9 protein-coding genes are annotated in these 15238 nt (G+C 35.7%); 6 read left to right on the plus strand and 3 right to left on the minus strand.

Annotated elements, in window-relative coordinates:
* The first annotated feature begins 12 nt into the window (after window positions 1-12).
* The 4 genes from RC62_RS17775 (at window position 13) to RC62_RS17790 (ending at window position 8222) form a co-directional block, all read left to right on the plus strand.
* Window positions 13-1119: a SusE domain-containing protein gene (locus tag RC62_RS17775; protein WP_055097536.1), complete on the plus strand. Its 1107-nt coding sequence runs from the start codon at window positions 13-15 to the stop codon at window positions 1117-1119.
* A 117-nt stretch (window positions 1120-1236) separates the two neighbouring features.
* Window positions 1237-2616 (plus strand): alpha-amylase family glycosyl hydrolase, encoded by a 1380-nt coding sequence (locus RC62_RS17780; RefSeq protein ID WP_055097537.1) that lies wholly within the window; start codon window positions 1237-1239, stop codon window positions 2614-2616.
* Between the two features lie 49 nt (window positions 2617-2665).
* The gene (locus tag RC62_RS17785; protein ID WP_055097539.1) at window positions 2666-4843 is read left to right on the plus strand and encodes a glycoside hydrolase family 97 protein; all 2178 of its coding nucleotides are present in this window, start codon (window positions 2666-2668) and stop codon (window positions 4841-4843) included.
* Between the two features lie 274 nt (window positions 4844-5117).
* Entirely contained in the window at window positions 5118-8222 is a 3105-nt protein-coding gene (locus RC62_RS17790) for an Ig-like domain-containing protein (RefSeq protein ID WP_245176844.1), read from the plus strand.
* Between the two features lie 69 nt (window positions 8223-8291).
* Here the strand turns inward: RC62_RS17790 and RC62_RS17795 are convergent, their stop codons facing one another.
* Complete coding sequence (locus RC62_RS17795; protein ID WP_055097777.1) at window positions 8292-8846, minus strand: DUF5683 domain-containing protein; 555 nt, start codon at window positions 8844-8846, stop codon at window positions 8292-8294.
* Between the two features lie 322 nt (window positions 8847-9168).
* Here RC62_RS17795 and RC62_RS17800 point away from each other — a divergent pair, with 322 nt between their 5' ends.
* Entirely contained in the window at window positions 9169-9558 is a 390-nt protein-coding gene (locus tag RC62_RS17800) for a helix-turn-helix domain-containing protein (protein ID WP_055097542.1), read from the plus strand.
* A 126-nt stretch (window positions 9559-9684) separates the two neighbouring features.
* Here the strand turns inward: RC62_RS17800 and mfd are convergent, their stop codons facing one another.
* The gene (mfd, locus tag RC62_RS17805; protein WP_055097544.1) at window positions 9685-13050 is read right to left on the minus strand and encodes a transcription-repair coupling factor; all 3366 of its coding nucleotides are present in this window, start codon (window positions 13048-13050) and stop codon (window positions 9685-9687) included.
* A gap of 18 nt (window positions 13051-13068) precedes the next feature.
* Window positions 13069-13668, minus strand: a complete 600-nt coding sequence (locus RC62_RS17810; RefSeq protein WP_167343865.1) for a hypothetical protein — start codon at window positions 13666-13668, stop codon at window positions 13069-13071.
* A 383-nt stretch (window positions 13669-14051) separates the two neighbouring features.
* Here RC62_RS17810 and RC62_RS17815 point away from each other — a divergent pair, with 383 nt between their 5' ends.
* Window positions 14052-14990, plus strand: coding sequence for an L-threonine 3-dehydrogenase (locus RC62_RS17815; RefSeq protein WP_055097545.1), 939 nt, complete (start codon window positions 14052-14054; stop codon window positions 14988-14990).
* Window positions 14991-15238: the final 248 nt, after the last annotated feature.

The raw sequence follows: 15238 nt of genomic DNA on the forward strand, positions 1-15238 counted from the left end.
AACAAAACTATCATGAAAAAATATATCAATAAATTATTCCTACTGGGGACCGTGCTTTTTTTAGGCGCCTCCTGTGAAAGTGAAGGTCAGTTAACGACATTGAAAACAGTAACTTTTCCTGCTGCGATCGAAGTTTCATCCAGCACAATAGTTCTTACAGAAGATACTGCAGACAATAATGCGCTGCTTATTTCCTGGCCCAAAGTAACATTTCCTATTGATGCGCCTGTTACTTATGCCATACAATTTGATTTAATCAATGACACAAGCGGTGCAAATGCCTGGCAAAAAGCCAAGCGAATTGAAGTTGGTCAGGATGTTTTAAGCAAAGCATTTATTGGCAGCGAATTAAATAAAATTGCTACAGATTTAGGATTACCTATTGATGCTGCAGGAAAATTAGTAGTTCGTGTAGAAGCAGCTATGGATCGAAAAATTTATTCTGACCCAATCACCTTAACAGTTACGCCTTACGAAAAAAGTGTTGTTTTTGGCGAAATTTATATGCCGGGATTCTATCAGGGAGAATTTAATGTAGGAACTGCTGCAGCTTTGACCGCTATTGCAAAAGGTGTTTATCAGGGATATGTTACCCTTTCTCCTGGCAATGGCACTGATTTTAAATTGAACACAGCCAGAAATTGGGATCAATACTACGGTGCAGGTGATACAAATGCTGATTTAAAAAATATGAGCGAACCTAATTTTCATTTGCCGGGAGTAGGTTCTTATCAGATAAAAGTAAATCTTAATACTTTAAAATGGAGTTCTGCTCCTTATGCCTGGGGAATTGTAGGATCATCAACTCATGCACCAACACCTGAAGACAAAGATTATGGATGGAACCACTCTATCCCGATGTCATACAACCACGAAACAAAAACCTGGAAAGTTACTGCTAACTTAATAGTTGGAGCTTTAAAATTCAGATTAAATGATAAGTGGGATGTAAACTACGGACCTGCAGACGCTACAACAAATACGATTAATAAAGATAATGGAGGCGCTTATGATATTGCTGAAGCAGGAACTTACGAAATTACCTTTACTATAAACGACGTAGATCCGGCATCAGCAGGTTATCCAGCAACGGCAACTTGTACGATCGTTAAAAAATAATCTAACATTGTAATAAAGCTAGATTAGTTTGAGTGATACCTGCCTTTTTTGAGCGAAAGGCAGGCTATCTTTCCGACTAAAAAAATACCGCTTTATTAAAATTAAATTCAAAAAAACATGAAATCAAATATAAAAATCGTCTATACTTTACTACTTGCATTAGCATTTGTTTCGTGTAGTTCATCAGATAGCGATTCAACTCCGGCTTCTCCCTATCAACAATACGGAGCCTCATTCGAAAAAATGCCTAAAAAAGAAGATGCTGTAATTTATCAGGTAAACATTCGTGCTTTTAGTGCCGCAGGAAACTTAAAAGGAGTTCAGGACAGACTTACTCAAATTCAGGAATTAGGTGCAAATGTGATTTATCTTATGCCTATTTACCCTGTTGGAAAAGTAAAAGCTTCGGGAGAATTAGGTTCGCCTTATGCCGTGCAGGATTACAAAGCTGTAAATCCTGATTTTGGAACCCTGCAGGATCTTCAGGTTTTGGTCGAAGAGGCACACAAAAAAAATATGGCTGTAGTTCTGGACTGGGTTGCCAATCACACCGCTTGGGACAATGCCTGGATTACACAACATAAAAATTGGTATCAGCAAGATGACAAAGGAAATATCATTATTCCTCCGGGAACAAATTATAATGATGTAGCACAATTAGATTTTAATAATGCTGAAATGAAAGACGCCATGATCGACGCCATGTCGTATTGGGTTTATAATGCCAATATTGATGGTTTCAGATGTGATTATGCTGATTTTGTGCCACAAAACTTCTGGTCAGATGCAATTACTAAATTAAGAAGCATCAAAAAAAATCAAACGATATTAATGTTGGCCGAAGGATCAAAAGTAAATCATTTTGCTTCTGGTTTTGATTACACTTTTGGATTCAATTTCTTCAGTACTTTAGAAAAAGTTTTTAAAGAAAGTAAACCTGCAACTACCATTCAGGATTCTAATGCTACAGAATATGCAAACAATTATAATGAAGAAAACAGAGTGGTAAGATATACAAGTAATCACGATGTAAACCTTTCTGAAGGAACTCCGCTGGAACTTTTTGGAGGTAAAAAAGGATCTGTAGCCACTTTTGTCGTAGCAGCATACATGAAATCTGTTCCTATGATTTACAACGGACAAGAAGTTGGTTATGAAAAAAGGCTTAATTATTTTGCCAAAACACCAATTGACTGGTCTACTGCTGATGCTTCTATGTTAGCGGAATACAAAAAAATAATCGCTTTTAGAAATACAAGTACTGCTGTAAAAAAAGGCGTTTATACCGGATATAGCAGTGATGCGGTTAGTGCATTTACAATGGTAAAAGATGCCGAAAAAGTTCTTGTTCTTTCTAATCTAACCAATAGTACCGTAAAATATCTTGCTTCACCAGCCTTAAAAGCAATCTGGAAAGATGCTATTACAGGAACATCCGTAACTGTAGGCAGCGAAATCACATTAATGCCTTTTCAATATTTAATATTGAAGAATTAATACCCACGCAACTTTAAAATTAAATTAGATTTGCAAAAAACTAAATAACATGAATTTTCAATCCCAAAAATCATTGCTTCGTATTCGCAGCAAAAAAATAGCTTTGTTTCTTTTTATTTGTGCTAATGCTGCATGGATTCAGGCACAGGAAATAACTTCGCCCAACAAAAATCTCTCTTTAAAATTTGAATTAAAAGAAGGCGGAATTCCGTCTTACCAATTATCATATAAACAAAAAGCAGTTATAAAACCAAGTTCTTTGGGTTTAGAACTGCAAAATTTGCCTTCGTTTTTGGATGGTTTTACCGTTACAAATACAGCACAATCTTCTGTTGATGAAAATTGGAATCCGGTTTTAGGAGAAGAAAAAACAATTCGAAACAATTACAATGAATTGGTTGTTACTTTGGCTCAAGCCAAAAACAACAACAGATATATCCGCATTCGTTTCCGCCTATTCAACGATGGATTAGGTTTTAGATATGAATTTCCAAAGCAAAATGACTTAAGTTATTTTGTAATAAAAGAAGAACGTTCTGAATTTAATCTGGCTGGAAATCATAAAATTTTCTGGATTCCGGGAGATTATGATACTAATGAATATGCCTACACGACTTCAAAGATTTCTGAAGTTCCTTCGTTGATGAAAAAAGCTACGATCGAAATCAATTCACAATGGCCAATAAAAGAATTATCGGTTCAAACACCTTCAATGATGAAATCTGATGATGGTTTGTACATCAACATTCACGAAGCTGGTCTGATCAATTATCCGGCAATGTATCTTGAATTAGATGCTGTAAATTATAAAATGCGCAGCCATTTAGCTCCTGATGCCGTTGGTGCAAAAGGCTATATGCAAACCGATGCACAATCGCCCTGGAGAACCATTGTTGTAAGTGATAAAGCAACAGAAATTTTGGCTTCAAAATTAATCCTGAACCTCAACGAACCAACAAGTTATAAAGATGTTTCCTGGATCAAACCGGTAAAATATATTGGGATCTGGTGGGAATATTTTGTTGCAGGAAAAAGTACGTGGGCTTTTGGAAAAGAGAATAATGTGAAATTAACAGATGATTTTACCAAACTAACGCCAAACGGAAAACACGGAGCTACAACAGAACGCGCAAAAGAATATATCGATTTTGCGTCTAAAAATGGTTTCGATGCAATCCTGATCGAAGGATGGAACATTGGTTGGGAAGACTGGATAGGAAACTGGAAAGAAGAAGTTTTTAATTATGTAACCGCATATCCGGATTTTGATGTAAAAGCGGTACATACCTACGCCGCTTCAAAAGGGGTGAAAATTATCATGCATCACGAAACTTCCGGATCAGCAACAAATTATGAGCGTCGTTTAGATCGTGCTTTTCAGTTTATGAATGACAACGGTTATGATGCTGTAAAAACAGGTTATGTAGGTAAAATTATTCCGCGTGGCGAACATCATGACGGACAATGGATGGTGAATCATTACATTAATGTGGCCAAACGTGCTGCTGATTATAAAATTATGATTGATAGTCACGAAGCGGTTCGACCAACAGGTTTAAACCGAACTTTTCCAAACTGGGTTGCACAAGAATCTGCCCGAGGAACTGAGTTCGAATCTATGGGAGGATTAGCTCCGGATCATACTACGATTTTGCCATTTACCCGTTTAATGGGTGGACCAATGGATTATACTCCGGGAATTTTCCAGACTGATCTTTCGTATTACGGAACAGGAAGTACTCAACGTGTCAATACAACTTTGGTAAAACAATTGGCGTATTACGTTACAATGTACAGTCCGTTGCAAATGGCAGCAGATATTCCCGGGAATTATGAACGTTTTCCAGATGCATTTCAGTTCATTAAAGATGTTGCGGTAGATTGGGATAACAGTTATATTCTTGAAGCTGAACCGGGAGATTACATCACAATTGCCCGTAAAGCAAAAGGAAAAAACGAATGGTATATTGGAGGAATTACTGATGAAAATTCCAGAACGGCAAACATTACTTTTGATTATTTGCCTGCCGGAAAAAAATTCATAGCCACAATTTATGCTGATGCCAAAGGCGCCAATTGGAACGAAAATCCACAAAAATATACCGTGACTAAAGTTGTTGTAACCTCAAAAACAATTTTAAAACAGTATTTAGCTCCGGGCGGAGGTGTTGCAATTAGCATTAAGCAAGGAAATGCTACAGAATTAAAGGGATTGAAAAAGATTTAATTTAAGGTTCTGAGACATTAAGTTTCTAAGCTTTTTGCCACGAATTACACGAATTTTCACGAATTAGAATTATTATATTAGTCTTAAACAGATTAAAAATTAGTGCTAATTCATGTAATTCGTGGCAAACAACTATTGCCCATTTTTATGGGCAAAAATTAAAATTTACTACTTGAAAACTATTAACCACAAAATGTTTGTCGAATTTAAAAACAATGCGAGTGAGAATGAATTTTAGTTAGAGATGCTGACAAGCATGCAAAAAACAAAAATTATGAAAAACAAAATTACCACTAGAGTATTTCATTTCACGAAAACAATAGTCTGTTTTCTGTTATTATTTGCAAGTTCAGTGTATGCACAGGATCCGGCTCAATATGGCACGCCATATACAGGAGTTCCCGACTCGAGAGATGCCAATATTTATCAGGTTCATATTCGTCCGCATAGTGCTTCGGGAACTTTAGCTGCAGTTACCTCTGATTTGGACCGAATTAAATCACTTGGTATCAATGTGCTTTATTTAATGCCTATTTACCCTTACGGAACTGACTCAAGAAGTTCCAACTCTCCTTATTGTATCAAAGATTACAAATCTGTAGGTTCTGAATACGGAACACTTACAGATATGCGTAATCTGGTAGATGCTGCCCATGCCAAAGGTATGGCGGTAATGCTTGACATTGCAGTAAACGGTACTTCATGGGATCATCCCTGGACTGTATCTCATCCGGAATATTACCAAAGAACCGGAACAACAATCAATCAGTTGGCAAACTTCTCTGATATCGCAGCATTGGATCTAAACAATACTGCACTTCGTGCCGCAATGAAAGATGCAATGCGTTATTGGATCTTTGCAGCAAATATCGATGGATATCGTTGTGATTTTGCTAATAATCCTCCTCTTGATTTCTGGACAGAAATTATCAGTAATTTAAGAGGTATCACTTCTCATAACTTATTAATGCTTGCCGAAGGAGATCGTTTACAAAATTTTCAGGCTGGATTTGATATGAATTTTGGTGATAAATGGTTTTACGATGCCTTAAAAAATGTGGCAGGCGGAGGTCCGGCTTCTACAAGATTCCAAACCACAAATGACATGGAATATACGTATGCAACAGGAAGTCAGCAAGAAGTGAGATGGACTGCAAATCATGACTCAGAAAACAACAGCGATACGGCTCCTTTTACTGTATTTAAAAGTAATGCCGGAGTAGTTGCAAATTTCTTAGTTTCGGGTTATATGAAAGGAGTTCCTTTTTTAACCAGCGGACAAGAAGTAGCCTTCAATCAGGTAATTCCGTGGCCTTATACGAGTGTAAAAATCAATTGGAGCAATACCGCTGCCACACCAGAATTTGCAAAGATTCTTAACTTTAGAAACAGCAGTGCCGCTATTCGTCGTGGTACAATGACACCTTATGCAAGTGATGATATCTGCGCCTTTACAAAAACATTAGGTACAGAGAAAGTTATTGTAATGACCAATCTTAGAAATGCCAGTAAAACATTTGTAATTCCGGCAGCATTAGCAGGAACTTATAAAGATGCTTATACTGGTGCTAATGTAACATTAGTTTCAGGAGCTACACAATCTTTTAATGCTTTTCAATATATTGTTTTAACCAATGCAAATGTTGCAACTGTAGCTGTTACAGGAGTTTCGGTTAGTCCAACAACAGCGACTGTTGGTTTAGGGTCTACGCAACAATTAAATCCAACAATTGCTCCGGCAAATGCAACTAATCAAAATGTTACCTGGACATCAAGCAATACAGCTGTAGCAACTGTAAATGCATCTGGATTAGTTTCAGCGGTTTCAGCAGGTACAACTACTATTACGGTTAAAACAGTTGACGGAAACAAAACAGCAACTTCGGCCATAACAGTGGCGGCAATTCCAGTTGCATCAGTTAGTGTTTCGCCAACAACGGCAAGTTTGTATACAGGTAATACGCAACAACTTTCGGCAACAATTGCGCCTGCGAATGCAGCAAACAAAACGGTAACGTGGAGTTCGAGCAATACAGGAGTTGCAACTGTAAACTCGTCTGGATTAGTTTCAGCAGTTTCAGCAGGAACCGCAAATATTACCGTAACAACACAAGACGGAAACAAAACGGCAATTGCAGCAATTACTGTAAACGCGAATACCAATTTCACCGTTTATTTCTACAAACCATCAAATTGGGGAACCGGAATTAAAATCTATTATTGGAGCGCTTTACCAACAGGAGTTTTAGCTGATGCATCTTGGCCAGGCGTAAACATGACTGATGCCGGAAATGGCTGGTATAGTTATACGTTCACCAATGTAACTTCGACTAATTTAATTTTTAATGACGGAACTAGCCAATCTGCAGATTTAAATCGAAATAAAACCGGTTGGTATATGAATGCGACTTGGTACGATTCAAACCCGGGAACAAACGTAGCGGTAACAAGCGTAAGTTTGAGTCCAAGTTCAGCATCATTATCTGTTGGTGGAACACAACAATTGACTCCAACGATTCTTCCTGCAAATGCAACAAACAAATCTGTAAACTACAGTTCAAGCAATACGGCTGTAGCAACTGTAAATTCATCTGGTTTAGTAACTGCTGTAGCAAACGGATCAGCAACTATTACAGTAACTACTGTTGACGGAAGCAAAACAAGTACTTGTCTTGTAACAGTTTCAACTGCAACAGGAACTTATTATACAATAAAAAACAGATGGACCGGTGCTTATTTATCTGATGCCGGAGCCAATGTGGGTTATGGTGCAACGGTTGCAAACAACAATTACAAATGGCAAAAAATCGCTATTGATGCAACTTATTTTGTGCTTAAAAATGTAGCAACTGGCGAACTAATGAATATCGAAAGTCAAACCGGAAATGTTCAGTCTAATATAACAGATACTACTTTCTGGAGTGCACAATGGTCTAGCGATTATATCGACGGAACCTGGGTTAGATTAAGAAACAGATGGCAAACCGGAAACATTATTCATGTTGAAAATCAAACAGGATCTGCACAATACGGAAACTCTCAGGATGGTTGGTTTAGCGCACAATGGCAATTAGAAACTACAACGGTTTCTGGTTTAACTGCTAAATCTTCTCTTCAAACAGAACAAATCATTGCAACAGAAAAAGCAGTAAGCATTTATCCAAATCCTGCTACAGAGAATCTGTTTAATGTTTCATTACCTGAATTAGAATCGGGAGATTTAGCTTTAATTACAGTTTCTGACATGAACGGAAAAACTGTTTTAACTCAAAAACTTTCGACTTCAGGACAAATTAATCATCATTTGTCATCAGGGATTTATATTGTAAGTATAAATTCAAGAGATTTGAATGTTATAAAAAAACTGATCGTGAAATAATTCCGATTTACTTATAAAAAGAAATGGTGTATGAGATTTTCATACGCCATTTTTTATTTGAGTAATTTTTTAAAAGGAATAATTAAGGGCAAACCCAAAATCATTTTGTAGTGTTATCCTATTTCTATTTATTGCAGGTTTAAAGGCTAATCTTTCGCTCACATTAAATTGTGAAAGAGCCGCATCTATATTGGCATCGATGATATTTAAAACATAAAACCCAACAATAAATAAGGCTGATAAATCCCTGTTTCTTTGAAATTGCTTTTGGGCAGAAACTAACTGACTTTCGCTTAAATTCGACATATATTCAGAACTACTTGTGTTTCCTGCCAATCTGTTTTTGTATTCGTTTCTATAAAGAGTATAGCTTTTCTGACTATCGATATAAAAATAAGTACTGGCTCCTATTGCACCATAAACTAATGGAAGTTTCCAGTATTTTTTATTATAAATCTGCCCTAAACCAGGAAATATTGCAGAATAAAATGCTGCTTTTGCAGGACGAAGCGGATCAATAGTTTCGTATTTCAGCGTATCTTTTGAAATAATTTGTTTGCTTTCCTGAGCTGAGATCGACGTTAATCCTAAAAATAAAAACAGAATAAGGAAATAGTATTGCATGTAAAGTTTGGCTTTGAAATTTTGATTCAAAGAAAACTTTTTAGTTCTAAGGTTTTTCTTAAATAAAAGATAAATAAAACTTAATAATTTTAAGCCTCGAATTTGCTTCGCCTGTACGCTATCGCTCGGATCACGAATGAACACGAATTATACTTAACTAATTTCTGTATTTAAATAATAGTTGTTTGAAAAGCCTATTTTTGTTTAAATAAAATTTTTAGAGAAATTAAAACATTATATATTGTAAAATGTATCTTACAAAAATGAAACTGTTTTTTACTGAAATCAATTTTTATTTTGAGAATTTTAATACCTTTGAGCTATGAGCACAATAACAAAACCACATCATATAGGAAGAAACATCAGTCGTATTCGTGAACTTAAAGACATGAAGCAGGAAGCTCTTGCTCAAGCTTTAGGAACGAGCCAACAGACCATTTCTGCAATTGAAAATAGCGAAACTATCGACGACGAAAAACTCAAAGAGGTTGCAATAGCACTTGGTATAAGTGTTGAAGCAATTAAACATTTTTCAGAAGAAAGTATTTTTACTTATTTTAATACTTTTAATGACAATAGCCAGGGAACTATAGGTAATCAGAACATTTGTAACTTTAATCCTCTTGACAAAGTAGTAGAACTTTACGAGCGTTTAGTTCAGGCAGAAAAAGATAAAAACGAGTATTTAGAGAAATTCTATAAAGACAAATAGTCTTTTAAATTTGATATTGTCGCCACGAATTTGCTTCGCCTGTTCGCTAGCACTCGGGTCACGAATGAACAGAATTAAAATTAATTTTCCTTTTTAAAATTAGTGAAATTCGTGGCAACTTTTCTTTTACTCTCCCAATAATTCCATTAATTCCAAAGCTCGTTTGGTCGATTTTACATTCTCGAAAGTCAATAAAAGTCGCAAACCATTTGGCGTTTGTTTCTCTTTCATTTGGCAAAGATTGCTATATTTTTGTACAAATTGTAAAACCTTTCTAAACTTAGACGACTGGTAATAATCAGACTGCTGATCTGAAACGAAATACCCAATCATTTTACCTTTTTTCATCACCAGTTTCTCAATACCTATATTAGTCGCAATCCATTTAATGCGAATACTGTTCATCAAAGCATTGGCACGCGGCGGCATTGGGCCAAAACGGTCGATTAATTTATTTTGGAAAATAACTAATTCGGCTTCATTTTTTACAGAACCCAATTCGTTATATAAACTCAAACGCTCGGTGACATTATTGATATATTCATCAGAAAACAAGAGCTCAAAATCGGTATCGATTTGCAGGTCTTTTACGTATTCTTTCGTTTCAATATCATTCTCCTCAGGATATAAATCTTTGAATTCGTTTTCTTTTAATTCCTCTATGGCTTCGTTCATGATTTTTTGATACGTATCAAAACCAATTTCATTGATGAAACCACTTTGTTCGCCACCTAATAAATCTCCCGCACCACGAATTTCAAGATCTTTCATGGCGATGTTGAAGCCGCTTCCTAATTCGCTGAATTGTTCCAACGCCTGAATACGTTTTCTGGCATCTTCGGTCATGGATGAATACGGCGGACAGATGAAATAACAGAATGCTTTTTTGTTGCTTCGGCCTACTCGCCCACGCATTTGATGCAAATCTGATAATCCGAAATTGTTGGCATTATTGATGAAAATCGTATTGGCATTTGGAACGTCAAGACCACTTTCTATAATGGTGGTTGCCACCAAAACATCAAAATCTCCGTTCATGAAACCTAACATCAATTCCTCAAGTTTGGCACCTTCCATTTGTCCGTGACCAATTCCGACTCTGGCATTTGGAACCAAACGCTGAATCATTCCGGCCACTTCTTTTATATTTTCGATTCGATTATTAATGAAGAAAACCTGTCCGTTTCGCTGAATTTCATACGAAATCGCATCACGAATTACTTCTTCATTAAAACCAACTACATTTGTTTCTATAGGATAACGATTTGGCGGAGGCGTTGTAATCACCGATAAATCGCGCGCTGCCATTAACGAAAACTGAAGCGTTCTCGGGATTGGTGTTGCAGTTAAGGTCAACGTATCGACATTTGCAGCGATTGTTTTGAGTTTGTCTTTTACATTTACACCAAACTTTTGTTCCTCATCGACAATCAATAAACCTAAGTCTTTAAAAACTACATTTTTGTTTACTAATTGATGTGTTCCAATTACGATATCAAGTTTTCCTTCGGCTAAATCTTTAAGCGTTTGTGCTTTCTGTTTTGCGGTTCTAAATCGGTTTAAATAACCAATTGAAACCGGCATATCTTTTAATCGTTCTGTAAAAGTTCTGTAATGTTGGTACGCCAAAATAGTCGTCGGAACCAAAACGGCAACTTGTTTGCTATTATCTACAGCTTTAAAAGCGGCACGAATTGCAACTTCCGTTTTCCCGAAACCTACGTCACCACAAACCAAACGATCCATTGGGCGATCGCTTTCCATGTCAGCTTTTACTTCTTGAGTTGATTTCGTCTGATCCGGCGTATCTTCATAAATAAACGAACTCTCTAATTCGTTTTGTAAATAACTGTCCGGCGCAAACTGAAACCCTTTTTCCAATCGTCGTTTTGCATACAACTGAATAAGGTTGAAAGCAATATGTTTGACACGCGCTTTGGTTTTTTGTTTTAAAATTTTCCAGGCGTTCGATCCTAACTTATAAATTTTCGGCGGTGTTCCGTCTTTCCCGTTGTATTTAGAAATTTTATGAAGCGAATGAATGCTTACATAAACAATATCATTATCAGCATAAACCAGTTTTATGGCTTCCTGCGTTTTTCCTTCGACCTGAATTTTCTGCAATCCGCCAAACTTCCCAATTCCGTGATCGATGTGTGTTACATAATCACCAACCGAAAGTGCGGTCAATTCCTTAAGCGTAATATTTTGCTTTTTAGAATATCCGTTTTTGATGTTGAATTTATGATAACGCTCAAAAATCTGATGATCTGTATACGCAGTAATCTGATTTTCTTCGTCGATAAAACCCTGATATAAAGGCAATACAACAGTATGATATTGTTTGCGGATATTCTCAGAATTGGCTTCATCCAAAGTTTCGAAAATATCATGAAAACGCTTCGCCTGCGCTTCATTCGAACAGAATAAATAATTCTTGTATCCGTTAAAATGATTGTCACTCAGGTTATTCAATAACAAATCAAATTGTTTATTAAAAGACGGTTGAGGCTGAATATGAAAATCGAATGTTTTAGTGGTTTTAAAAATCGGTTTTGAAGCCAATTCTACAATCGAAAAATCTAAAGCACGTTTGATAAACGAAGCCTGATTTAAAAATAATTGTTCCGGTGTGGCATGTTTTATTTCACCCGAAAGTTTTTCAAAAGCTTCTTCTGCTCTTGCAAATTGTTTGTCCAGCTGACTAAAAAGTCCGTCTGTATTTTGAATAAAAACAACTGTTTTTTCCGCTATATAATCTAAGAAACTCTCTCGGTTTTCCTGAAATATCTTATTTTCGACATTTGGGATTATGGTGATTTTTTTATGTGTTTCTACAGATAACTGTGTCTCGACATCAAAACTTCTGATGCTGTCTACTTCATTCCCAAAGAATTCAATTCTATACGGATGATCGTTAGAAAAAGAGAAGACATCGACAATACCTCCACGAACCGAAAATTCTCCGGGTTCTGTAATAAAATCTACTCTTTTGAATTCATATTCGAATAAAACTTCGTTGATAAAGTCAATCGAAATTTTATCGTTCAAGGCGACTTTTAAGGTGTTTTTGTCTAATTGCTGACGTGTAACTACTTTCTCAAAAAGTGCTTCAGGATAGGTAACAATTATAGCTGGTTTTTTGCGGGAATTGATTCTGTTTAAAACCTCAGCACGCAACAAAACATTGGCATTATCTGTTTCATCAACCTGATAAGGGCGGCGAAATGAAGCGGGATAAAACAAAACATCCTGTTCGCCAATCATTTGTTCGAGATCATTCAGGTAATAAGCGGCTTCTTCTTTATTGTCTAAAACAAGTAAAAAAGGCAACTCGGTTTTTTTAAAAACAGCACGAATTACAAATGAAACTGCAGATCCCAACAAACCGTTAAGATGCATTTTTATCTGATTTTGTTCTAGTAATTGTGCGGCAATCTGCTGATTTTTTGGCAGATTATCATACATGGTATATAAGGCGTTTTTACTCAACTTGTGGTGTATTTTAATCTATTTGTCTTCCAGGAGCGGATCTGTTTTTATATTAGGAATCGCACGTGTTGTATCTAACATTTTCAGAAAATCTTCTTCTCCTTGTTCTTTCGGAATCTTACTTTTTACAATAATATTATCCATTTGTCTTTCCAGAGAAACTAATTCTTTATTGATTTCTCCAATCAAAAAGGTTACTTTCTCAGATGGAATTTGATTTAAATGAATAAATAAATCCATCATTTTGACTTTGGTAACCAAAATAGAAATTCGGCTTTTTATGGCAGGAACATTAAACTCTGAAGGAATATTTTCGTTTAAAGCCATTGCTTTTTTAGAAATCGCAGTAGACTTTTTCTGGAATGCTCCAATTGTTTTTCTGGGTTTATCTCCAATTTCTTTTAAAAAATCGCGCCATTCGTTCCAGGAACTTATTTTTTGTTCTGAAATTTCATTGATCGGCTCGTCAATAAATACCCAGCCTTTATTGATATTGTCAAAAATAACTTCTTTTTTTTTAGCTTCTTTTTCATTTTCTGCACGACGCTTTTCATCTTCATTTTGACATGAATTCAACACAAAAACAAAAAGCAGAAAAAGAGATATTTTATATTTCATTTGGTAAAACATTAAGCTACAAAGTTACAAAGTAAATTTACAATTACGAATGCTGTTTTTTGCTAAAGATTTCAAAAAATAAGCTAGCGATGTCAGGGATAAAGTAAAAAAAGATTTCACGCAGATTCAGCAGATTTATTTTATTTTCTGATCTGCTGAATCTGCAAAATCTGCGTGAAAAAATATTTCCATCTTTAAAAAATAAAAATCATCCCAATCTTTTTAATCTGTCGAAAATCTTTTTCCAGGCAACACACAAAGCATATTTGACAGAGAATAATCTAAAAAACCAACTTCATTGTTGTTAAATTTATAATTTGTTGTTCTGAAAAGCAAAAATATTTGCGAAAACGTTATATTTGCGTATCTAAAAAACAACACAAATGAATCCAAAAATATTGATCATTGGCGCTTGCGGTCAAATTGGGACAGAACTGACTCAAAAACTGCGTAAATTATACGGAACAGACAATGTAATTGCTTCTGATATTCGAAAATTAAATACTGACGTTGTTAATTCAGGTCCGTTTGAAGTGGTCAATGCTTTAGATTTCAACCAAATCGAACATCTTGTTGAAGTACATCAAATTACTGATATTTATTTGATGGCGGCACTTTTATCGGCTACAGCCGAAAAAAATCCTGCATTTGCGTGGGACTTAAATATGAATTCTTTATTTCATGTTTTGAATTTGGCTAAAGCAAAAAAGATAAAAAAGATTTTCTGGCCTTCAAGTATTGCTGTTTTTGGACCTACAACGCCAAAAGAAAATACGCCTCAATATACAATAATGGAACCTTCTACGGTTTATGGAATTAGTAAGCAAGCAGGAGAAAGATGGTGCGAATATTATCATAATATTTATGGTGTAGATGTTCGCAGTATTCGTTATCCAGGTTTAATTAGCTGGTCTACGCCTCCTGGTGGCGGAACTACAGATTACGCTGTTGACATTTTCTATAAGGCAATTGCTGATAAAAAATACGAATGCTTTTTATCATCTGAAACAAAAATGCCAATGATGTATATGGATGATGCAATTGATGCAACCATTAGTATCATGCAGGCACCGGCTGAAAAAATTAAAATACATTCTTCATACAATTTAGCGGCAATGAGTTTTACGCCAACTGAAATTGCCAATGAAATTAAAAAACATATTCCTGAATTTACAATTACTTATGTGCCTGATTTCCGTCAGAAAATTGCAGATAGCTGGCCGGCAAGCATCGACGATTCTCAGGCAAGAGAAGATTGGGACTGGAAACATACTTTTGATCTTGAATCGATGACAAAAGATATGATTGAGCATTTGAGTTAAATCAATAACCTAACCCCAATTATTCTTTAAGTTTCTAAAAAGATTGAATAGCCTCCAACTTTAGTTGGATGAAAAAATAAATTACAATAAAAGGGCTTTAGCCAAAACTGTAACAGTTAGGCTAAAGCCTTTTTTCATTCAAACCTCATTCCTCCAGCTAAAGCTGGGAGGCTATTCAAAAAAATTAATTCCTTAAAACGAAAAATCCCGTTTAGAATTCTAAACGGGATTTTTTATTTCTATTAATG

The organism is Flavobacterium aquidurense, from assembly GCF_001404985.1.
GTDB lineage: Bacteria > Bacteroidota > Bacteroidia > Flavobacteriales > Flavobacteriaceae > Flavobacterium > Flavobacterium aquidurense_B.

Bases quoted from the DNA above. Each gene is read 5' to 3' on its own strand.
- RC62_RS17795 (WP_055097777.1), bottom strand. From the start codon at position 8,846: ATGCAATACTATTTCCTTATTCTGTTTTTATTTTTAGGATTAACGTCG.
- RC62_RS17775 (WP_055097536.1), top strand. From the start codon at position 13: ATGAAAAAATATATCAATAAATTATTCCTACTGGGGACCGTGCTTTTT.
- RC62_RS17810 (WP_167343865.1), bottom strand. From the start codon at position 13,668: ATGAAATATAAAATATCTCTTTTTCTGCTTTTTGTTTTTGTGTTGAAT.
- RC62_RS17790 (WP_245176844.1), top strand. From the start codon at position 5,118: ATGAAAAACAAAATTACCACTAGAGTATTTCATTTCACGAAAACAATA.
- RC62_RS17815 (WP_055097545.1), top strand. From the start codon at position 14,052: ATGAATCCAAAAATATTGATCATTGGCGCTTGCGGTCAAATTGGGACA.
- RC62_RS17780 (WP_055097537.1), top strand. From the start codon at position 1,237: ATGAAATCAAATATAAAAATCGTCTATACTTTACTACTTGCATTAGCA.
- RC62_RS17800 (WP_055097542.1), top strand. From the start codon at position 9,169: ATGAGCACAATAACAAAACCACATCATATAGGAAGAAACATCAGTCGT.
- RC62_RS17785 (WP_055097539.1), top strand. From the start codon at position 2,666: ATGAATTTTCAATCCCAAAAATCATTGCTTCGTATTCGCAGCAAAAAA.